19 protein-coding genes are annotated in these 20,286 nt (G+C 63.8%); 5 read left to right on the top strand and 14 right to left on the bottom strand.

From position 1 onward, the window contains the following. Positions 1 to 62: 62 nt before the first annotated feature. Positions 63 to 1,142, top strand: a complete 1,080-nt coding sequence (locus NKH95_RS13910) for an SIP domain-containing protein (RefSeq protein WP_352796164.1) — start codon at positions 63 to 65, stop codon at positions 1,140 to 1,142. Between the two features lie 36 nt (positions 1,143 to 1,178). Here the strand turns inward: NKH95_RS13910 and NKH95_RS13905 are convergent, their stop codons facing one another. From NKH95_RS13905 to NKH95_RS13885, 5 genes are all read right to left on the bottom strand, one after another. Continuing rightward, on the bottom strand, positions 1,179 to 2,282 hold the full coding sequence (locus tag NKH95_RS13905) for an AbrB family transcriptional regulator (RefSeq protein WP_352553369.1): 1,104 nt from the start codon (positions 2,280 to 2,282) through the stop codon (positions 1,179 to 1,181). A 90-nt stretch (positions 2,283 to 2,372) separates the two neighbouring features. Further along, positions 2,373 to 2,618: a type II toxin-antitoxin system Phd/YefM family antitoxin gene (locus NKH95_RS13900; RefSeq protein ID WP_023809887.1), complete on the bottom strand. Its 246-nt coding sequence runs from the start codon at positions 2,616 to 2,618 to the stop codon at positions 2,373 to 2,375. A 28-nt stretch (positions 2,619 to 2,646) separates the two neighbouring features. Next, entirely contained in the window at positions 2,647 to 2,955 is a 309-nt protein-coding gene (locus NKH95_RS13895) for a putative quinol monooxygenase (protein WP_127290228.1), read from the bottom strand. A gap of 62 nt (positions 2,956 to 3,017) precedes the next feature. Then, positions 3,018 to 3,797, bottom strand: a complete 780-nt coding sequence (locus NKH95_RS13890) for an SDR family NAD(P)-dependent oxidoreductase (RefSeq protein ID WP_023809885.1) — start codon at positions 3,795 to 3,797, stop codon at positions 3,018 to 3,020. 150 nt (positions 3,798 to 3,947) lie between these two features. After that, positions 3,948 to 4,385 (bottom strand): DsrE family protein, encoded by a 438-nt coding sequence (locus NKH95_RS13885; RefSeq protein ID WP_023809884.1) that lies wholly within the window; start codon positions 4,383 to 4,385, stop codon positions 3,948 to 3,950. Positions 4,386 to 4,487: 102 nt separating this feature from the next. Here NKH95_RS13885 and NKH95_RS13880 point away from each other — a divergent pair, with 102 nt between their 5' ends. Continuing rightward, on the top strand, positions 4,488 to 5,579 hold the full coding sequence (locus tag NKH95_RS13880; RefSeq protein ID WP_352759539.1) for a hypothetical protein: 1,092 nt from the start codon (positions 4,488 to 4,490) through the stop codon (positions 5,577 to 5,579). Between the two features lie 245 nt (positions 5,580 to 5,824). Here the strand turns inward: NKH95_RS13880 and NKH95_RS13875 are convergent, their stop codons facing one another. Together NKH95_RS13875 and NKH95_RS13870 are read right to left on the bottom strand one after the other, a co-directional pair. Next, positions 5,825 to 6,772, bottom strand: coding sequence for a cation diffusion facilitator family transporter (locus NKH95_RS13875; protein ID WP_352891781.1), 948 nt, complete (start codon positions 6,770 to 6,772; stop codon positions 5,825 to 5,827). A gap of 5 nt (positions 6,773 to 6,777) precedes the next feature. After that, complete coding sequence (locus tag NKH95_RS13870; protein WP_352891779.1) at positions 6,778 to 8,967, bottom strand: anthranilate synthase; 2,190 nt, start codon at positions 8,965 to 8,967, stop codon at positions 6,778 to 6,780. Between the two features lie 316 nt (positions 8,968 to 9,283). On the opposite strand from NKH95_RS13870, the gene NKH95_RS13865 reads away from it, so the two are divergent. Then, entirely contained in the window at positions 9,284 to 10,054 is a 771-nt protein-coding gene (locus NKH95_RS13865) for an isocitrate lyase/PEP mutase family protein (protein WP_352891777.1), read from the top strand. 273 nt (positions 10,055 to 10,327) lie between these two features. Here NKH95_RS13865 and NKH95_RS13860 read toward each other — a convergent pair whose 3' ends face one another. The 4 genes from NKH95_RS13860 to NKH95_RS13845 form a co-directional block, all read right to left on the bottom strand. Beyond that, positions 10,328 to 11,383, bottom strand: coding sequence for a M14 family metallopeptidase (locus tag NKH95_RS13860; protein ID WP_352759547.1), 1,056 nt, complete (start codon positions 11,381 to 11,383; stop codon positions 10,328 to 10,330). Positions 11,384 to 11,470: 87 nt separating this feature from the next. Further along, positions 11,471 to 12,643 carry an MFS transporter gene (locus NKH95_RS13855; RefSeq protein ID WP_292702147.1) on the bottom strand — a complete coding sequence of 391 codons (1,173 nt, stop codon included), beginning with the start codon at positions 12,641 to 12,643 and terminating at the stop codon, positions 11,471 to 11,473. A gap of 125 nt (positions 12,644 to 12,768) precedes the next feature. Next, positions 12,769 to 14,145: an FAD-containing oxidoreductase gene (locus NKH95_RS13850; protein WP_352891776.1), complete on the bottom strand. Its 1,377-nt coding sequence runs from the start codon at positions 14,143 to 14,145 to the stop codon at positions 12,769 to 12,771. Continuing rightward, entirely contained in the window at positions 14,142 to 14,603 is a 462-nt protein-coding gene (locus tag NKH95_RS13845; RefSeq protein WP_128303721.1) for a DUF4126 domain-containing protein, read from the bottom strand. Before NKH95_RS13845 ends, NKH95_RS13850 begins: the two co-directional genes overlap by 4 nt. A 142-nt stretch (positions 14,604 to 14,745) precedes the next feature. Between NKH95_RS13845 and NKH95_RS13840 the strand changes: the two genes are divergently transcribed. Beyond that, complete coding sequence (locus NKH95_RS13840) at positions 14,746 to 15,303, top strand: sugar O-acetyltransferase (protein WP_128303722.1); 558 nt, start codon at positions 14,746 to 14,748, stop codon at positions 15,301 to 15,303. Between the two features lie 5 nt (positions 15,304 to 15,308). Here the strand turns inward: NKH95_RS13840 and NKH95_RS13835 are convergent, their stop codons facing one another. Then, positions 15,309 to 16,304 (bottom strand): GlxA family transcriptional regulator, encoded by a 996-nt coding sequence (locus NKH95_RS13835; RefSeq protein WP_023809874.1) that lies wholly within the window; start codon positions 16,302 to 16,304, stop codon positions 15,309 to 15,311. 127 nt (positions 16,305 to 16,431) lie between these two features. Between NKH95_RS13835 and NKH95_RS13830 the strand changes: the two genes are divergently transcribed. Beyond that, positions 16,432 to 17,076 (top strand): cysteine hydrolase family protein, encoded by a 645-nt coding sequence (locus tag NKH95_RS13830; protein ID WP_023809873.1) that lies wholly within the window; start codon positions 16,432 to 16,434, stop codon positions 17,074 to 17,076. A 65-nt stretch (positions 17,077 to 17,141) separates the two neighbouring features. Here NKH95_RS13830 and NKH95_RS13825 read toward each other — a convergent pair whose 3' ends face one another. Further along, positions 17,142 to 18,821 carry a formate--tetrahydrofolate ligase gene (locus NKH95_RS13825; RefSeq protein ID WP_023809872.1) on the bottom strand — a complete coding sequence of 560 codons (1,680 nt, stop codon included), beginning with the start codon at positions 18,819 to 18,821 and terminating at the stop codon, positions 17,142 to 17,144. A gap of 312 nt (positions 18,822 to 19,133) precedes the next feature. Further along, complete coding sequence (locus NKH95_RS13820; RefSeq protein ID WP_013529949.1) at positions 19,134 to 20,258, bottom strand: DUF2333 family protein; 1,125 nt, start codon at positions 20,256 to 20,258, stop codon at positions 19,134 to 19,136. Positions 20,259 to 20,286: the final 28 nt, after the last annotated feature.

Here is a 20,286-nt window from a genome sequence, read left to right as displayed (position 1 = left end):
TGGCATGTCGCTGACGGCGGTGGCGCTGCGGCGCTTGCCGAATTGTTGCGAAGGACTGAGCGATGGACCAACTTAGCGCGCAAACCCGGATCAGCGACGCGGCGATCAGGTTGGTGATGGACCGGCTGCGCGCAGAGCACAGCGAATTCGAGATTGACACTGGCGTTGCCGACCAGTGGGAGCTCCGCCTCTACTACGGCTCGTTGAGCGCTACGCTTGATGATGAAAGCGTGCTGATCCGGGTCGCGGCGACAGACGAAACCTGCCTGTCCTACATGAAGATGACGGTCGCCGGCCATGTCGCCGAACATCTCGGCACGACCGGGGGCATTCATTGGCAAGGCGACGGCGTTGACGCCGGCACGCCGGTCTTCTTCCGCGAGATCACGGTGATGTCGTCGACGCGGATTTCGGCGCATATGCAGCGTCTGCGCTTCGCCGGCAAAGATCTCGGCCGGTTTAGCCATGGCGGCCTGCACATGCGGCTGCTGCTGCCGCCGGCTGGCCGCCAGCCGGTCTGGCCGACGATGGGCGCCGACGGCCTGATTGTCTGGCCTTCGGGCGACGATGCTCTTGCCGTGCGGGTCTACACGATCCGGGCGCTGGATGCCGCAAGCGGCTGGCTCGATGTCGATTTCGTGCTGCACCCCGGCCAGGAGACGCCCGCCGCCACCTTCGCGCAAAATGCACAGGCGGGAGATGTCATCGGCATGATCGGACCCGGCGGCGGCGACGCCCCGGTGGCGCAGATCTTGCTTCTGCTCGGCGACGACACCGCACTGCCAGCCATCGGCCGGATTTTGGAGCATTTGCCGGCGTCAACCCGCGCCGAGGCACTGATCGAGGTCGATGGCCCGGATGACGTGATCGCGCTGGCGCAAGGGGACAATATCGATATCACCTGGCTCTACCGGCACGGCCGAGAGGCCGGCACCGCCGGCCTGTTGCCAGCCGCCTTGCGGGAGCGCAGCCACATGGCGCTTGCCGACGGTCTTTATGTCTGGGCCGGATGCGAATTCGGCGATTTCCGGGAGATCCGCAAGATCGTGCGCAAGCAGTGGAACCTGTCGCGCGACCGGCACCTGGTCACCGCCTACTGGCGCCGGGACGCGCACAGCGTGGGCGAGGGCGGCGAGGAATAATCCGCGGCTTATGACCGTCTCCGGCGTCGGTTTTGCCTATTGCCTGACGCTTCTGGCCACCAGTCGCGCGACGCTCGGGCCGACCAGCAGCACGATCAGGAAGCGCGCCGACTGCAGCGCCATGACGAAGGAGATGTCGACGTTCTGCGCTGCGGCGGCGATGATGGCGATGCTGTCCATGCCGCCAGGGCTGGTCGCCAGATAGGCGGTCAGCGGATCGATGCCCAGGAGATGGCTGATCATGAAGGCAAGGCCGCCGCAAAAGGCGATCAGCGCCACGATCGAGGCGATGATCTGCGGCAGCGCGCGCGTTGCATGGCGCAGGATCGCCCTGGTGAAATTCAACCCGATCGACCAGCCGACCATAGCGTAACTGAATGCCAGCAGCCAGGGCGGCAATTGCATCTCAACGCCCAGGCCGAGATGGATGACGCCGCCGAAGATGAAGGTGCCGAGGAAGTAGGGAGAAGGCAGCCGGCACAGCTTTCCCGCCAAGCCGCCGATAAACGCGATGCCGATGGTGGCGGCGAAGGCTTGGGCGTCGATCGGCGGGAACCAGGTGATGGCGGGGATTTCGACGCCCGATGTGTCGACCCACATCTTGGCAACGAGTGCTGCCGTCATCGAGACGAAGATGACGCGCAGATATTGCATGAAGGCGACGAGACGCTGGTCGGCGCCGAACGCACCGGCCATCAGCACCATGGCGGTGGCCGCGCCCGGCGACGAACCCCAGACGGCGGTGGTGCCGGGCAGGATGCGCCAGCGGCTGATCAGCCAACCGAGCAGGCTGGAGGCCGTGACGGTGGCCACCACGACACCGAGAAACAGCGGCCATTCCCGGTAGAAGACTGGAAAGATGTCGGCCGAGATCGAGCTGGCGACGAGGCAGCCGACGATCGCCTGGGCGGCGCCGAACAGAAGGCGCGGCACACGCACCGTGGCGCCATTGGTGCCGGCGACGATGGCCGCCAGCATCGGCCCGATCAGCAACGCCGCCGGCAGGGTGGCGAGTTCCAGCGCGCCGGCAAACAGGAGAGAAACAACCAGCAGGGCAAGCCACTGCCAGAGCTTGCGCATCCGCGCCATGCGCTCGAGTGTGGGCAGGTCCGGGGAGGGCTGCTCGGCCGAGGAATCCATGTTTCGCTCTTAGACCCGCAGGGCGAAAAATGCGAACCGCGGTTCATAGAAAACTATTGTTTCACCCGTCCAGGTGTCGAGTAACAGGTTTCATAAGCCGGCGTCGAACCGTTGCTCGATCTCATTGCGACCCATGCGGTCGAAATCGTCGGGGACGGAAAACTGGCCGGCCATAAAACCGACCCGTCGCGCCTGCAGAGCCGGTTGTTCGATCGGCACGATTCTGGCCAACGGCTTGCCGGCTTTGGCAATAACAAACGACTCGCCTTGGGCTGCACGTCTCACAAGGCGCGACAGATGGGCTTTCGCATCGCGAATGTTTACTGTCTGCGTCAAAGGTTGCTCCTCAAAGTTGGCATCGAACTCACCCCGTCTTGCCGTCGGCCAGGCCGAAGCCGCCGACAGGGTGGGTTTCGACCTGGAATTCGAAGCCGGCGATGAACGGCCGCGCCTTGGCGATCGCCGCCTGGACTTCGGGAAGCTGCAGCGAGGCCTTGTGGCTTTCGGCGTCGGTCCACACTTCGGTGACCCAGATCGCATCGGCATCCGCGGGGTCGCGGGCGATGATGTAGTTCAGGCAACCCGGCAGGGCGCCGGTGCTGGCGCGCAGGAGGTCGATGACCGCGTCACGCTGGCCGCGCGCCGCCCGCATCTTGCCGATCAGTCCATACATTCCGTTGTCTCCCTTTGAGGTTTCGACAAGAGCGTGCAGACCGCCAGTATGCCGATAGCCGCTCAAGGCATCAACTGGCCGCCATTCACCTCGATGACCTGGCCGGTGATGTAGCCGCTGAGAAGATCGGAAGAGAGGAACAGATAGGCGCCGACGCAATCCTGCGCCGTGCCGGCGCGTCCCTGCGGAATGGTGGCGACCATGCCTTTGATCTGCTCGTCGGTCGAATAGCGCTCGTGGAACGGGGTGAGAATGGTGCCGGGCGCCACCGCGTTGACGCGGATGCCGAAGCCGATCAGTTCCTTGGCCATGCCGCGCGTCACATTGGAGACGAAGGCCTTGGCCGAGCCGTAAAGCCCGGCGCCGCCGCCGGCGCCATTGCGGGCGGCGATCGAGGAGGTGTTGACGATGAAGCCGCCCTGTTTCTTCAGCCACGGGATCGCCTTGCGCGAAGCAGTCAGTACCGAACGGGCGTTGAGGTCCATCACAGCGTCGTAATGCGCCTCGGTCTGCTCGGCATAGGGAATGCGGCCAAGCATGCCGCCGGCATTGTTGACCAGCCCGTCGAGGCGGCCGAAATATTGCGCGCTATCCTCGACGACGCGCTCGACATCGGCGGCAACGGAGAAATCGCCCTGAACGAGAAACACCTCGCCGCCCTTGTCGGCAATCGTCAGGCCGAGCTTCTCGGCGGCGTCTTGACTCGAATTGTAGTGCAGCGCCACCTTGCATTTCTGCGCTGCATAGGCCAGCGCGAGCGCCGCTCCGATGCCGGTCGACGCACCGGTGACCAGCACTGCCTTGCCGGCAAGATCGGGTATGCTGAGTGTGGTGGCTGGCACGGTTCTTCCTCCGGGACGTCTGCCTGTCCTTCGTAGGCCCTTGCCACCCCGGTGTTCAAGCCTTTGAGCAATTCAAGGAAACGTGTGAAACGGTTTCCCGGGAAAAGGAGTAGCGCTTTCCCTTGGGGAATTTGCGCCAAGCAAACCGCTCTACGGGTGCAGATAGGCGTAACCTTGGCCTTGCAGTTCGGCGAGTTTGACGACGCCGCCCTTGTCGGCGGCATGAAACCCGGCGAGCAGGTCGGGGAGCGAAATATCCATGCCTTGCATGGTGTTGGCGCAAGCATGGGATTCCAGCCCCTGCCGCACCAGGCCGGCGAAGCGCCCGGAAATCGCGGCCGATATTCCCTTCGACTTGAAGCTGGCCAAGGCCGGACCATGCACGACCAGCACGATGTCGACATTGCCGCCGGTGCCCTCATAGTGGTTCTTGATGTTGCCGAGCACGAAATTGACCTTGTCGGTGTCGCTCAAGTGGTAGGCGACTTTTTGCCTTGTGGGCTCGGTGGCGGCTGCCTGTGCTGCCCGCAAACCGAGAAGCGTTCCGGTTCCGGCAAGAACCGCGCGGAACATGTCGCGCCGACGCATGGCATCCTCCTTCGCTTGGCGGCCCGCCGCGAATTGCGTGGCTGCGGCCGCAATACTAGCATAAATTGACGTTGCGTCCTGTCGATGCGGAGGAGAGATCACGTGGCGTTCAGGGCAGGGGAATGGAAGACAATTGCTGGCGCGGCGCTGATTGCCACGCTTGCCGGCTCGGCCTTCGCCGATGATGCACTCAAGCTCACTGAACTCAGTCCCAACGGCACTGACGCCTGTTTCGGCCGCGTCTATGATGCGGCGCATCTCAAGGCGCACCCGAAGCAGAAGGTGGCGCGGATCTTCTTCTACTACGGCCATGATCCGGTCAGCCGGCCGAATGAAGAGCCGACCGTGAATTCCGACACTTCTTACAATGCCTTCATCGCCACCTCCGTGCGCGGCGCCAAGGCGCCGGAATGGGCCGGCGGCTGGTGCAATCATGTGTCGGAGGACGGCAAGACAGGCCCCATCCATTGCGGTATGGAGTGCGACCGGACGCTTGCATCGCTGAAGGTCGACGACAAGGGCCGGCTGCTTCTCTCGGATCTGCAGCCCGACATCTATCTCGATGCCGGATCGGAAGAGGAGCTTGGCGCAGCGGAGTATGACAGGCAGGCGCTCGGCTCGGAGGACGACAATTTCCGCCTCGACCCGATGCCGGCGGCGACCTGCAAGGCCGAGTTCGCGCGCATCGATCCGATCGCCCCTGCGCTCGGGGCTCCACTGCGCGAGCGGCTGAAGCCGGACCAGGCATTCTGCTATGGGCGCGACTACGATGCAGCGCATCTCGGCTCGCACCCCGATCAGCTCACCAAGTCGATCCGGGTTTTCCGCGGCCCGGTCGAACTGGCGTCGTTTGCTTCAGGGGGCGACGCAGCCAACTGGCCTGATGGCGCCGACATTGCCGTTACCGTCACCACACGGCAGAAATCGGCCAAAGTCACGCAGACCTATTCCTGCCAGGCCGAAGCCGACCAGTGGCGCTGCGCGGCCAGTTCGAAGATGAGCGATTTCTCCTGCGACATCGCGCAGAAGGAGATTTTCCTCAAGCGTGGTGCCGATGGCACGATGATGCTGGCCAATCCCAACAGTGCACTCGCGATCGTCGACCTGTGTTCGAAGGCCACCGACGGCAAGACGAAATCCGACGACAAGGTCTATCGGCTGCAGCCGATGCCGCAATCGGCATGCGCTCCGTAAGCACCCAGCGTTTTCGTCATCCTATGGCGGAGCAAGGAGCGAAGCGACGCGGCGCAGACCATAGGATCCATGCCGTGACATCCGAGCGCTGCTGCGGTGCAGAATTCTGTTCCGCTGCACTCTGAGGCCAAGGTCGCGGCATGGATCCTCGGGTCTCCGCGACGGAGCTTCGCTCCTGCTCCGCCCGTGGATGACGAAGTCGAGGGGCTTTGGCTAATTTTCCAAGGTCGTGACGGGAGACCGCCTCACGCAAACGGCACGGCCGTCGTGCCCTTGGGGAGCTTGGCCTCGTCGTCGGGCTCGACATGGATGGTGACGCGCACCGAGGGGATTTCGGCCTTCAGCGCGTCCTCTATGCGGTCGCAGATGACATGGCTGGCGCCGACCGACATGTCGGCATCGACGACCAGATGAAACTCGATGAAGGTGGCGCGGCCGGCGATGCGCGTCTTGAGGTCGTGCACCTCCAGCGCGCCCTTGCAATTGGCCGAGATGACGTCGCGGATGCGCATGTGTTCCTGGGTGTCGACGGCGCGGTCCATCAGGCCGTTCATCGACGAACCGATGACGTGCCAGCCCTGCCACAGGATGTTCAGCGCCACGAGGACGGCAAGTGCCGGGTCGAGAATCTGCCAGCCGGTCAGGATCGCTCCGACCAGGCCGCCGAAGACGCCGATCGAGGTGACCACGTCGGTCATGATGTGGTTGCCGTCGGCAACCAGCACCGGTGACTTCTCCGCCCTGCCGGCGCGGATCAACGTCCAGGCCCAGAAGGCGTTGATGACTGTAGCGACGCCGTTGACGGCAAGACCTTCCCAGGGCTGTTCGAGCGGTGCCGGGGTCTGCCAGTGGCGCCAGACCTCGTTGAGGATCAAAAGGGCGGCGAGCACGATCAGCACGCCTTCCAGCACCGCCGAGAAATACTCGGCCTTGTGATGGCCGAAAGGGTGGTCCTGGTCGGCCGGCTTGTGGCTGACCTGGATCGCCCAGAAGGCTGCAACCGAGGCAATGACGTTGACGATCGATTCCAGCGCGTCCGAATAGAGCGCGACGGAGCCGGTGACGTACCAGGCGACGAGTTTCAGGCCGAGCACGATTGCGGCAATGATGATCGACCAGAAGGCAAGATTGGCGACCTTGCGCTTCGCGGCCGCCTTGGCCGCGATCGCCATCGTGTTCTCGGTTTCGGCCATGATTGTCAGGCGGCCTTTTCCTTGGCCTTGCGCGGCAGGTGGGCGACGATGTTCTCGATGATGCGCATGCCGGCATTGTGGCCGAGCGTCATGATCGATTCCGGGTGGAACTGTACCGCGGCGATCGGCTCCTTGCGGTGTTCGAAGGCCATGATGATGCCGTCCTCGGTCTCGGCCGTGACGATGAAATCGTCGGGCAGCCGCACCGGATCGGCAAAGATCGAGTGGTAGCGGCCGACGGTCACTTCCTTGGGCAGGCCCGAGAAGATGATGCCGGGCTTGGAGACCCGGATGCGCGACGGCTTGCCGTGCATCGGTATGTGTAGCTGCCGCAGTTCGCCGCCATAGGCCTCCGCCAATGCCTGCAGGCCAAGGCAGACGCCGAAGATCGGCAGTTCACGGGCGCGCGCCTTCTTGATGGTTGCGGCGCAATCGAAGTCCTTCGGCGTGCCGGGGCCGGGCGACAGCACGACGAGATCGGGTTTCAGCCGGTCGAAGACTTCCTCAGGCACCGGCGAGCGAACGGTCGAGACGTTGGCGCCGGTCTGGCGGAAATAATTGGCCAGCGTGTGGACGAAACTATCCTCGTGGTCGACCAGCAGGATGTTGACGCCGTCGCCGACGCGCGCGGTGGTTCGCTCGGTGCTGGCGGAATTGCCTGTCTTGGCGTCGCGAATGGCGGAGAGCATGGCGGATGCCTTCAGTTCGGTTTCGGCTTCTTCTTCCTCGGGAATGCTGTCGAACAGCAATGTGGCGCCGGCGCGCACTTCGGCAATGCCGTCCTTGATGCGGATGGTGCGAAGGGTGAGACCGGTGTTCATGTCGCCGTTGAAATTGACCATGCCGATCGCGCCGCCATACCAGGCGCGCGGGCTTTTCTCGTTCTGCTCGATGAAGCGCATGGCCCACAATTTCGGCGCGCCGGTCACGGTGACCGCCCAGGCGTGCGACAGGAAGGCATCGAAGGCATCCATGCCTTCGCGCAGCCGGCCTTCGATGTGGTCGACCGTGTGGATCAGACGCGAATACATTTCGATCTGACGGCGGCCGATGACGCGCACCGAACCCGGCTCGCAGACCCGCGACTTGTCGTTGCGGTCGACGTCCGAGCACATGGTCAGCTCGGATTCGTCCTTCTTCGAGTTGAGCAGTTTCAGGATCTGCTCGGAGTCCGAAATGGCATCGTCGCCGCGCTTGATGGTGCCCGAGATCGGGCAGGTCTCGACGCGGCGGCCGTTGACGCGAACGAACATTTCGGGCGAGGCGCCGATCAGGTATTCGCCTTCGCCCAGATTAATGAAGAAGGAATAGGGCGAGGGGTTGATTGCCTTCAGCTTGCGCGAAATCTCGGATGGCTGCGTTTCGCAGCGCTCGTAGAACATCTGGCCGGGCACGACCTCGAACAGGTCGCCGCGCTTGAACGAATCCATCGCCTTGCGCACCAGATCGGCGTATTCGCCGGGTTCGTGGTCGCCGCGCGGCGGGATGCGGTCGGGGCTCTTGAACGGCTCGGCGATTTCGTCGCGCGCCAGCCCCTCCGTCGAAAACCCGTCGCCGGCATAGTCGTAGCGGTCGGTCCAGGCCTTGGCCGAATAATGGTCGACGACCAGGATCTCGTCGGGCAGGAAAAGCACCAGGTCGCGCTGGCTCTCTTTGCGCTCGAGAGTGTGTTCGACCGGATCGAACTGGAAGGCGAGGTCGTATCCGAAGGCGCCGTAGAGACCAAGATTGGCGTCTTCCTCGGTCTTGAACAGAGCGGTGATGGCGCGCAGTACGGTGAAGACTGAAGGGACGCGGCTGCGCTCCTCCTCGGTGAAGACACGGCCGGGCTTGGCGACATCGAGGCGGATGAGTGTCTTCGACGTCTCGGCGATGGTGACATCCGCCTGGCTGGCGAGCGCCTTGCCGATGACCGGCAGCAGCGCCTCGCCACGGCGGTTCAGCGCCTCGATGCGCATGGCACGGCCGCGCGCCGAGACGACCAGCGGCGGATCGATGATGGCGGTGTCCCAGCGCGTGTAGCGGCCGGGATATTCATAATTGGAGGAAAACACCGCACCGCGGCGCGAATTCAGGCCGTCGACATAGGCGTCAATCGCACCTGCATAGGGCCGGTCGTGGCGCGCGCGCGTGATGGTTATGCCACCCGCGGTCACGAAACTTTCCGCGCCGTTTTCCAGAACCTTCATCGTCATTGCCGTCTCCATCAGCTTCTTGGGCAACGGACCCGGGAATGGCTTGGAAAAAACAAATGGCCGCCCGGACTTTCCGTTGCGGCCACCCTCTCTTTTCACGCGCACGTGTTCGAACAGGCCGCTGTCAGCAGGCCCACCACCAAATGGTCTTGATCGAACGCATGTTCATGGCGAAATCCATAGCCGCGAAAAACCGGATGCGCAACTGATTTGAAAAGCCTGCGGTGGCTGTCGCTTCTGCGCCTCATGGTACATCGCCAGAACCGGCTATGGCGCTTAGAATGTTCATCAACAGCAGGAAGACGAGAAAACAATCATGACCGAGCAGATCGAGCGTGCGCGGACGTTCCATTCCCTCCACGTCAAGGGAAACCCGATCGTTCTCTACAACGTCTGGGATCCGGGTTCGGCCAAGATCGTCGAGAAAGCGGGCGCCAAGGCGATCGCCACCGGAAGCTGGCCGGTGGCGGCCGCCTTCGGCTATGCCGATGGCGAGAAAATCCCGCTGGAGCTGGCGCTCGACAACATCAAGCGCATCGTCACTGCCGTCGACCTGCCGGTGACCATGGACCTCGAGGGTGGTTACGGCGTCGACCCGGAAATTGTTGCTCGCACGGTAACGTTGGCACTGCGGGCTGGCGCTGTTGGGTTCAATTTCGAAGACCAGGTTGTCGGTGGCAGCGGCCTGCACGACATCGCTGTTCAGGTAAAACGCATCGAAGCCGCGGCGGCGGCCGTTAAGGCCTCCGGCATACCGGCGTTCATCAACGCCCGAACCGACATCTTCCTCAAGGCAAAACCGGATGCGCATGACGACGTCCTGCTCGACCAGGCCATCGAGCGCGCGCAGGCCTTCGAAAAAGCCGGCGCACACGGCTTCTTTGCGCCGGGTCTTGGCGATGAGGACCTGATCGAGACGCTTTGCAAGGCAATCGCGTTGCCGGTCAATATCATCGCGCTGGCGCATGTGCCGCCGCGTCAGCGACTGGCGGAACTGGGTGTCGCCCGCATCAGCCACGGCCCGGTGCCTTACCGGCAGATGGCCGAATGGCTGGAGGCGAAGGCTAGGCAGGCCATTTCGGGCTAGGCGGTGATGCTGCATGCAACGGGTTTGGGATTGGCCGAAGCCTCGCAACTTCGTCATCCACGGGCGGAGCAGGAGCGAAGCGACGTCGCGGAGACCCGAGGATCCATGCCGCGACCTCAGTTGAAGGGCGCAGCGGAACAGAATTCTGAACGTAGCGACGCTTTGAAGTCGCGGCATGGATTCTAGGGTCTGCGCCGCGTCGCTTCGCTCCTTGCTTCGCCCTAGAATGACGAAGCTATGGAGTGCTTCGGCAAACTACGAGGCAAAGCTTTCTCAATCTTCCAGCGTCCCCGACCGGGCGTCGGTGCTCTTCCTGTCGCCGACCAGCTTCAAGAGATCCTCGCCGGCGCGGATGATGCGGCGAGAGCGGCGGGTCAGGATGATGCCGTCCTGCGGTGCGAAGATTTCGGTGCGGCCATCGGCTTCGCCGGGCGCATGGACGATGGTGGCGAGGCGCGCGCCCTTGGCGACGCGGTCGCCGGGTTTCACGTCGTAGAGCACGGCACCCGCCCGAGACGCCGGCATCATGTCGATGTTCTCCAATGGCGCCACGACGCCGGTGAAGGGGCCAGGTGCGGGCAGGGCGCTATCGGCGATCACGCCGCGCGCCACAAGCAACCGGTAGAGCCCGTCGGCATCAGAGGCGGCCAGGGCGCCGTCGACATCGAGGATGCCGCGATATTCGACCGTGGTGGCGACGCGGCGGTCGAGCTTGGCTACATGAGCTGGGACATTCTGGTAGGGCATGATCGAGGCGCCCTCGAAGGTGCCGTCGGTGTCCTCGCTCCACAGCACGACTGCGTCGACGCCCATGGCCGCGGCGCAATCGGCCATATCAGGCCACAGGCTGGTGTGGACGTAGAGATAGGCGAGGCCCTCGTCATCGCAGTGCAGGTCGAGCACGATGTCATGGCCGAACGACAGCTGCACCAGCCGCGTCTTCAGCCGCTGGTCGACGCTGCCAAGGGTGGTGTCGGGCAAGAGCGCTGTGTCGGGCGCGGCGAGCAGTGGAAAGCCGCGGTTGAAATTGGTGCGCGTGCCCAGATGGAAGCGGCCCTGATGCTCGCCGAAATGATATTGCGCCCGGCCGACAGGGTTGGCCCAGGGCACGACGGTGAGGTTGCCCTTGATGCGGCCTTCGGCCTCCGCCCTGGCAAGCATCGGCATCAGCGCGTCGATGGCGACGACGCCCGGCAACTCACCGGCATGGAGCGCCGCCTGCAGATAGGCCGAAGGAGCAGCCTTGTCGGAACCAGTGAAGCGGAACAGCGGGAATTCGTAGGAAACCCCTTCGCTTTCGCCGGCGATGCGCTCGATCGATTTCTGCATGACTTCCTCCATCAAGGACCAGAAGACATGCGATTTGAAGGCGCCTATGTCGATTGGTCCAGCCCGCCGCGCTATAGGCGCAAGAGACTATTCAGCCGGGAGCGGGATGACCGGCGCGCGCCGGTCCAGCGCCTGTGACAGCACGGCGACGGTCACTGCCAACAAAGCGAGTGCTGCGCCGACCAGCGGCAAATTGGCATAGGAAACACCGGCGGAAAGGGCCACGCCGCCAATCCAGGCGCCGCTGGCATTGCCGACATTGAAGGCGCCCTGGTTCAGCGTGGCGGCGAGGTTCGGTCCCTCGGAGGCCGCCTCGACGACCCGGATCTGCAGCGGCGGCACGACGACGAAGATGAGCAGGCCCCACAGGAAGACGATGCCGACGGCAACGCTGGCGATTGCGCCGAACTGCCTGAAGCCAACGAAAAGCAGGGCCATCAGCAGCAGCGTGCCGATCACCGTCGGCATCAGTTTCCAGTCGGCCAGTCTGCCGCCGATAATGTTGCCGATGGTCATACCCGCGCCGAACAGCAGCAGAACCCACGTGACTGCGGAGGTCGACAAGCCCGATACCTCGGTGAGGTAGGGCTTGATGTAGGTGAAGACGGTGAACAGGCTTGCGGAAGTCAGCGCCGCGATCAGCATGGCCAGCCAGACCTGCAGCTTGCCCAGCACGCGTAGCTCGCCGCGCAGGCCGCCACCGCTTGGCTGGGCGACATCGGACGGCACCAGCCAGGCGATCGCTGCCACCGAGATCAGGCCGATACCGACCACGGCAACGAAGGTGGAGCGCCAGCCGAACGCTTCGCCAAGTGCGGTTCCGGCGGGAACACCCAGGATGTTGGAGAGCGTCAGCCCGGCGAACATCAGCGCGATGGCGCTGGCCCGTTTGTTGCGCGGCACCAGGCTGGCGGCAACGACCGAGCCGATGCCGAAGAAGGCGCCATGGCCGAAAGCGGTGAAAACGCGCGCCGCCATCAGCGTCCAGTAGTTGGGCGAGATGGCGCAAAACAGATTGCCGACGACGAACAGCACGGCCAGCCCGACCAGCACCGGCTTGCGCGGCAAATGCGCGGTGGCCATGGCGACGATCGGGGCGCCGAAGACGACGCCCAGCGCATAGCCGGTGACCAGCAGACCCGCCGAAGGGATTGACACGCCGAGGTCGGCCGCGACCTCGGGCAGCAGGCCCATGATGACGAATTCGGTGGTGCCGATGCAGAAGGACGCAATGGCAAGCGCAAGGATCGGCAAGGGCATGGGGCGTCCAGACTGAATCGGTTCAAATTGAGACTGCGCGAAGGACGCCGCCGTGCGCAAGCGGCATTGCTGCATTGCAGCGATGCAGAAAAGGAAGAGCTTTGAAATGGGTCGCCAACAGGCTGTCAAGCCAGCGGCTTCAGTTCCTGAGCAATGGTGGGCAACAGTTCCGAGACATTCGGGTGGATATGCACGGCACGCGCGAGCGTGTCGACGGGCGCCTTGGCGTACATCAGGTCGAGCACGCAATGGATAACCTCGTCGCCGCCGGGTCCGAGCACCGAGCAGCCGAGGATCTCCCTCGTGTCTGCGTCGACCAGGATCTTCGTGAAACCCTGCGTCTCGCCCTTTTCGATAGCGCGGCCGACGCGGGTCATCGGCCGCTGGCCGACCAGCGCGCGACGGCCGGATTTCTTCACCGCGGCCTCGGTCATGCCGCAGCGGCCGAGCGGTGGGTCGATGTAGAGCGCATAGGCTTCGATGCGATCACTGACCTTGCGCGGATCATTGTCCAGCAGGTTGGCGGCGACGATCTCGTAGTCGTTGTAGGAGGTGTGGGTGAAGGCGCCCCTGCCGTTGCAGTCGCCCATCGCCCAGATGCCGGGCACGCTGCTGCGCAACTGGTCGTCTACAGAGACGAAGCCGCGCTTGTCGACCTCCACGCCAGCCCTCTCCAGGCCGAGGTCATCGGTGTTGGGCGTCCGCCCCAGAGCCAGCAGCACGTGAGAGCCGACCACCGGCGGTTTGCCGGCGGAGAAGGTCACGGCAATGTCCTGGCCTTGTCTGGCGAAAGCGATGTCGTCGGCGCCGAGATGGACCGCGATGCCTTCGTTTTCGAGGATCGACAGGATGGCGGCAGAGACGTCCTCGTCCTCGCGGCCGGTCAGGCGTGGGCTCTTTTCGATGACTGTGACCTCCGAGCCGAAGCGGCGGAACATCTGTGCGAATTCGAGCGAGATGTAACTGCCACCGACGACGATGAGATGGCGCGGCAGCACGTCGAGATTCATCATCGAGGAATTGGTCAGATAGTCGATGTCGTGGATGCCGGGCAGGTCTGGGACCGAGGCGCGGCCGCCGGTGTTGAGGAAGATATTTTCGGCGGTCAGCAGATCGTCGCCGACGCGCACCGTGTTGGCGGATTCGAAACGCGCATGGCCGCGATAGAGGGTGCATTTGTCCATGCCGGCAATCCAGGTCTCGAGATTGGTGCGAGCTTCGATCGTCACCTTGTCCTTGCGCGCCTTGATCCTGGCATAGTCGACGCCGACGGGGCCACTGAGCGTCACGCCGTAGTCGGCGGCGCGGCGCGCCAGATGCGCGGCATAGGCGCTGGCGACCATGGTCTTGGTCGGCATGCAGCCGGTGTTGACGCAAGTGCCGCCGACCAGCTTGCGCTCGATCAGCGCCACGCTCCTGCCGGCGGCCGTCAGCCGGCCGGCCAGCGGAGGGCCAGCCTGTCCGGCACCGATGATGATGGCGTCGAAGGTTTTCGTCGTCATGCCACCGCAGCCACGATCAGCAGACCGCCGATGATCGCCACCGCGTCCTCGATGAAGGCGGCGGGCGGATCCTTGCCGAAGGCGGCTGCGAGCCGGCCGCGAGCTTCAGCGCCGCCCAGCGTGCCGATGACAGCGCCGATGGCGCCGGCAATCAAGCCGCCGATGGTGGCGCCGCCTGTCGCGCCGATCACCGCGCCGGTGAAGGCGCCCATGACGATGCGGGCGCCGAATTGCTGCGGCACTTTACGGCTCGGCGTCGACGGCAACTGGTCGGTGACCAGTTCGACGATGGCCAGGATGGTGAAGATGCCGATAGCCGCCCAGTGATTCATGAAGCTCGCCCAGGTGCCGGCAACCGGCAGCCAGCCGAGATAAGCGCCCCAGGCAACGGCAGCCGGCGCCGTCATGGCGCGAAGACCGGCAATGACGCCGATCAGAAGTGCGAGAATGTAGAGCATGGTCGATCCCCCTCGATCACCGGGCCAAGACGGCCTTGAGACACAGGCTACCATAGGTCCAATATTTGACCAGTACTTGCATCAGGCGCTTTTCTGTTGGCTGCACTTGTGCTTTGCAAGGACGTGAATTGGAGACCGCGTCATGGCTAAGAGCGAGCGCGTGAAGATGGCGGCCGGCGAATGGTACACCTGCCTCGATAACGAGCTGGAGTCCTTGCGTGTGGTAGCGCGTGACGCGGTGTTCGAGCATAACTCGCTGCCGCCGCGGCAGCGCGGCAATCTCGGGCCGGGCTTGAGAGCTTTGCTCGGCAACGCCGGCGAGGGCGCCCGCATCGAGGCACCGTTTCACTGCGCCTATGGTTTCAACATCTTTCTCGGCGACGGCGTCTTCCTTAATGCCGGCTGCACCATCCTCGACACAGCGAGTGTGCGCATCGGCAAGGGAACGCTGCTCGGCCCCAATGTTCAGATCTACTGCGCCGAGCACCATAGGGAGCCCGCTGGGCGGCAAGCTGGACTGGAGATCGCCAAGCCGGTCGAGATCGGCGCCAATGCGTGGATCGGCGGCTCAGCCGTCATCCTTGGCGGCGTCAGCATCGGTGAAGGTGCCATCGTCGGCGCCGGCGCGGTGGTGACACGCGACGTGGCTGCGAACACCACGGTGGTCGGCAATCCGGCACATCAGGTCAAGCGGGACTGAACAGATCAGGACGACAGGACGTACGCCATGCGCTCGTCCTGACCGGCTCGCCTGGAGAATTCGCGCCGATATTGCGCCGGCGATGTCCTGAGCCTTGCGGCGAAATGCTGGCGCAGCGAGGTGGCGCTGCCGAAGCCGGCTTCGAACGCCACCATGTCCGTCGATTTCTCCGTTGCCTCCAGCAACCGTTGAGCCAGTTCTATCCGCTGGCTGGTCAGCCAATCGCCGAAACTGGTGCCGATCGATTTTTGGAAGCGGCGGGTAAAGGTGCGCCGGGTCAGGCCGGCGGCCTCGGCGACGCTATCCAGGCTATGCGTCTCTCCGAGCGCCGCGCGAACCGCGTCGAGGGCTTGGGTGAACCGGTCGGCGTCCGCGCTTCTTGCCACCGGATGCTCGATGAATTGCGCCTGCCCGCCCTGCCGATGCGGAGAAAGGACGATCTGGCGTGCGAGCCGCAGTGCGGCTTCCGCGCCGTAGCGGGCGCGCACGATGTGAAGACAGCAGTCCAGACCGGCGGCGACGCCGGCCGAGGTCACTATGTCGCCATTGTCGACATAGAGCACCGAGGCATCGACGGCGACGTCGGGATGGAGTGTCTGCAATTGTTCGGAATAGGCCCAGTGCGTCGCGGCACGACGGCCCGAAAGCAGTCCGGCAGCGGCAATGGCGAAGGTTCCGAGGCACAGGCCGACGATCAGGGCGCCGCGTCGGTGCGCCCGGCGCAGCGCCTCCATCAGCAGCGGCGGTGCCGGCTCGCCGAGATGATGCCAGCTTGGGACGATGACGATGTCGGCGCCGTCGAGCCCTTCGAGCCCATGCGGCGCGGCAATTGTCAGTCCGGCTTCTGTGTGGATCGGACCGGCCTTGACCGCGCAGATGCGGAAGTCGAAGCGCGGCAGGCCAAGCGCCGTCCTGTCCTCGCCGAAGACCAGGCACGGCACCGAAAGATGGAACGGGCTGATGTCGTCGAAGGCGAGGACGGCAATGATCGGGTCGGTCATGGGTGCTTCCGGTAGTTGAAAGCGGATTGTCCCAATTCTTTCGAATGATGTCAATCGGGCCACTTTTAGCAGGCCGGCGACCCGTCTATTTTCGGCCCATCGCATTCAAGCCGGAAAGGAAAACACCATGTCTGACCCAGCCAACACCACGCCACGCCGGGCGCTGATCGTCGTCGATGTGCAGAACGACTATGACGGCGGCAATCTCGCCATCCAGCATCCGCCGTTCCGCGACAGCGTCGTCAATGTGGCGCGGGCGATGGATGCAGCGACTGCTGCCGGCATCAAGGTGGTGGTCGTCAAGCAGATGGCGCCGGAGACATCGCCGATCTTCGCTAGGGGCAGCCACGGCGGGGAACTGCATCCCGAGATCGCCAGGCGCGAGCGCGACCATTATGTCGAAAAGAACCTGCCCTCCGCCTTCACCGGCACCGATCTCGAGGACTGGCTGCGCGCCAATGCCATCGACACGATCACTGTGGTCGGCTACATGACGCATAATTGCGACCTGTCGACCATCATCCACGCCGTGCATATGGGCTTTGCCGTCGAGTTCCTGTCGGATGCGACCGGCTCGGTGCCTTACGCCAACAGCGCCGGCTACGCCTCGGCCGAGGAGATCCACCGCGTGGTCACGATCATCCTGCAGTCGCGCTTCGCGGCGGTGCTCAAGACCGCCGAATGGGTCGAGTGCCTGAAAACCGGCGCGTTGCCGGAACGCGACACGATCTTCGGCTCCAACCAGCGGGCGCTGTCGCGCAGCGCTGCTTAGGGTTATCCGAAAACAGACGGGCGCCGCATCGCTGCGGCGCCCTTTGCGGTTTGAACTGAAGGATTTTAGAACAGGCCTTCGATCTGGCCCATCTCGTTGAGGAAGATCTTTTCCGAGGACGGCGCCTTGGGCAGGCCGGGCATGGTCATGACCTCGCCGCAGATGATGACGACGAAGCCGGCACCGGCCGACAGCCTGACCTCGCGCACCGGCACCGTGTGGCCGGTCGGCGCGCCGCGCAGGTTCGGGTCGGTCGAGAACGAGTACTGCGTCTTGGCCATGCACACCGGCAAGTGGCCGTAGCCGGCGTCTTCCCAGGCCTTGAGCTGGTCGCGCACCGACTTGTCGGCGATCGCTTCCGAGCCGCGATAGATGCGCTGGACGATGGTGTTGATCTTCTCGAACAGCGGCATGGCATCGGGATAGAGCGGCGCGAACTGCGAAGCACCGGATTCGGCCAGTGCCACCACCTTGTTGGCGAGATCCTCGATGCCGGCCGAGCCGTGCGCCCAGTGCTTGCACAGGATCGCCTCTTCGCCCATCGATGCGACATAGTCCTTCATCGCCTGGATCTCGGCGTCGGTGTCGGAGTAGAAGTGGTTGATGGCAACCACCGCCGGCACGCCGAACTGGCGGATGTTCTCGATGTGGCGGCCGAGATTGGCGCAGCCCTTCTTCACCGCTTCGACGTTTTCCTTGCCGAGGTCTTCCTTCTTGACGCCGCCATTCATTTTCATGGCGCGCACGGTGGCGACAATGACGGCCGCCGCCGGCTTGAGGCCCGCCTTGCGGCACTTGATGTCGAAGAACTTTTCAGCACCGAGGTCAGCGCCGAAGCCGGCTTCGGTGACGACGTAGTCGGCGAGCTTGAGCGCCGTCGTGGTGGCGACGACCGAGTTGCAGCCATGCGCGATGTTGGCGAACGGGCCGCCATGCACGAAGGCCGGGTTGTTCTCCAGCGTCTGCACCAGGTTCGGCTGCATGGCGTCCTTCAACAGCACGGCCATGGCGCCGTCGGCCTTGAGGTCGCGGGCATAGACCGGCGACTTGTCGCGGCGATAGGCGACGATGATGTCGCCGAGGCGCTTTTCGAGGTCCTTCAGGTCGGTCGACAGGCACAGGATGGCCATGACTTCCGAGGCGACGGTGATATCGAAACCGCCCTCGCGCGGGAATCCGTTGGCGACGCCGCCGAGCGAGCAGATGATTTCGCGCAGCGCGCGGTCGTTCATGTCCATGACGCGGCGCCAGACGACGCGGCGGGTGTCGATGCCGAGCTCATTGCCCCAGTAGATGTGGTTGTCGATCAGCGCCGAAAGCAGGTTGTGCGCCGTGGTGATGGCATGGAAGTCGCCGGTGAAGTGGAGGTTCATGTCCTCCATCGGCACGACTTGCGCATAGCCGCCGCCGGCGGCACCGCCCTTGACGCCGAAGTTCGGGCCCAGCGAGGCCTCGCGGATGCAGATGATCGCCTTCTTGCCGATGCGGTTCAGGCCGTCGCCGAGACCGACCGTGGTCGTGGTCTTGCCTTCGCCGGCCGGCGTCGGGTTGATGGCGGTGACGAGGATCAGCTTACCGTCCTTGTTGCCCTTCACCGATTTGATGAATTCAGCTGAGATCTTGGCCTTGTCGTGGCCATAGGGCAGCAAATGTTCGGTCGGGATACCGATCTTCTGGCCGATCTCCTGGATCTGCTTTTTCCTGGCGCCGCGCGCGATCTCGATGTCGGACTTCACTTCGGCCATGACGGCTTTCCTCTGGATTGGACGATGGAGGGGACGGGTTGATCTTACTCGCAGGCAGGTTGGACCCGGGCGCGGGCATGTTCTAACCCTGTCGCTGCCGCGGCGTCAACTTTCATGCAACTATGTTTCCTATAGAGAAAATTCCTCTGCGGACCGGCCGACCTGTCATCGGTTCTTCCTGGCTCCGTTGCCGCGCCGTATAGAAGCCAGAGGACACGCCGCGCCGCCGTCTCAAAACAGCCGCACAATGCACGGAATGCGACAGAGGCGACGGCGCAAATTCGCCATCGCCTGGTCCCTAATGGAACAGCGCTACTGCGTCAGAACGTTGCTGATTTCGACCATGTTGGAGCGCACCCTGAGCACATAGAAGCCCATCGTCGTCAGATGCGTCGGCAACAGCCAGCCATCCTCGCGGCCATTGGCGATGATGAAAGGCTGGATCTTCAGCGCCGAAACGAACTGCGAGTCCATTGTGTCCCACAGGTTCTGCAGATGCTTTTCCTTGATGACGTCCTCGAAGTCGGCCTGGGCGCCCTTCATCAGGCCGTAATAGCCATAGAGCTGGCCATAGGCGAACCAGTAGCGGTCGTCGGCGCGGAAGTCGAACCAGCCATTGTTGTGGTTCTCGGCGCGTTCCTTGAGGATCGCCGAGGTCGAGCCGATGTCGGACGAGATGCGGTCGATATACTGTTTCAGATTGTCGGCGCGGGCGTCGAATGTCGCCTGGCAGGTAGCAAGGCGAGCGTTGAAGGAACGCAGCATGCGCACAGCGTCGCGATAGTAGCTCGGTGTCGGCGTCTTGGGGCCGAACGGGTTCAGGCCGAAATACCAGGTCTCCTCGTCGAACTGCAGGTTGCCGCGGGCATTCTGCAGATCGCTGTCGATCTGCGAGGTGGTGCGGACGCGGCCGAGATTGTCAGCGAGTTCGGTCGCGGTGCGCCGCACCGCCTGGTTGATGCCGCGCTGGAAGGAGGCCTTGTTGTCCATCCACGGCGTGTTGTCCCAGTCGATGCCGAACAGGCCAAGCTTGTAGAGGATCATCGACGAGATCCAGGCATTCTGGTTGACGTTGAAGTCGGTCAGGTCGGCGGCGATCTGGGCAATGCCGGAGTTGCCGCAGGTCTTGGCGGTGTCGGTGCCGGCGCCGGCGGAGACCTGTTCGCCGGCGGAGACATTGCGCTTCTCGAACGTGTAGGTGTCGGGATAGTTCGGGTTGAAATTGTTCCACCATTGGGTGGCGTAGAAGAAATTGGCGTAGAGGCCGATCAGCACCAGCAGGGCGAGGCCGACCGCCGCCTTGAGGATCCAGCCGCGCTGCGTGTACCAGCGCCCGGCCCACAGGAACGGCCACAGGATGACGCCGATCAACAGGCCGATGCCGCGGCCAATCCACTGGAAAATGCGGGTGAAGAAATTCACGATCGGATCGAGCATGGCTGTGTCACCCCCTCAAAGCATGACG

Origin of the sequence: Mesorhizobium sp. M0848 (assembly GCF_040319805.1) — a bacterium.
Lineage (GTDB): Bacteria > Pseudomonadota > Alphaproteobacteria > Rhizobiales > Rhizobiaceae > Mesorhizobium.
The sequence above is the reverse complement of the archived record's forward strand: the minus strand, read 5'-3'. Positions and strand labels throughout refer to the sequence as shown.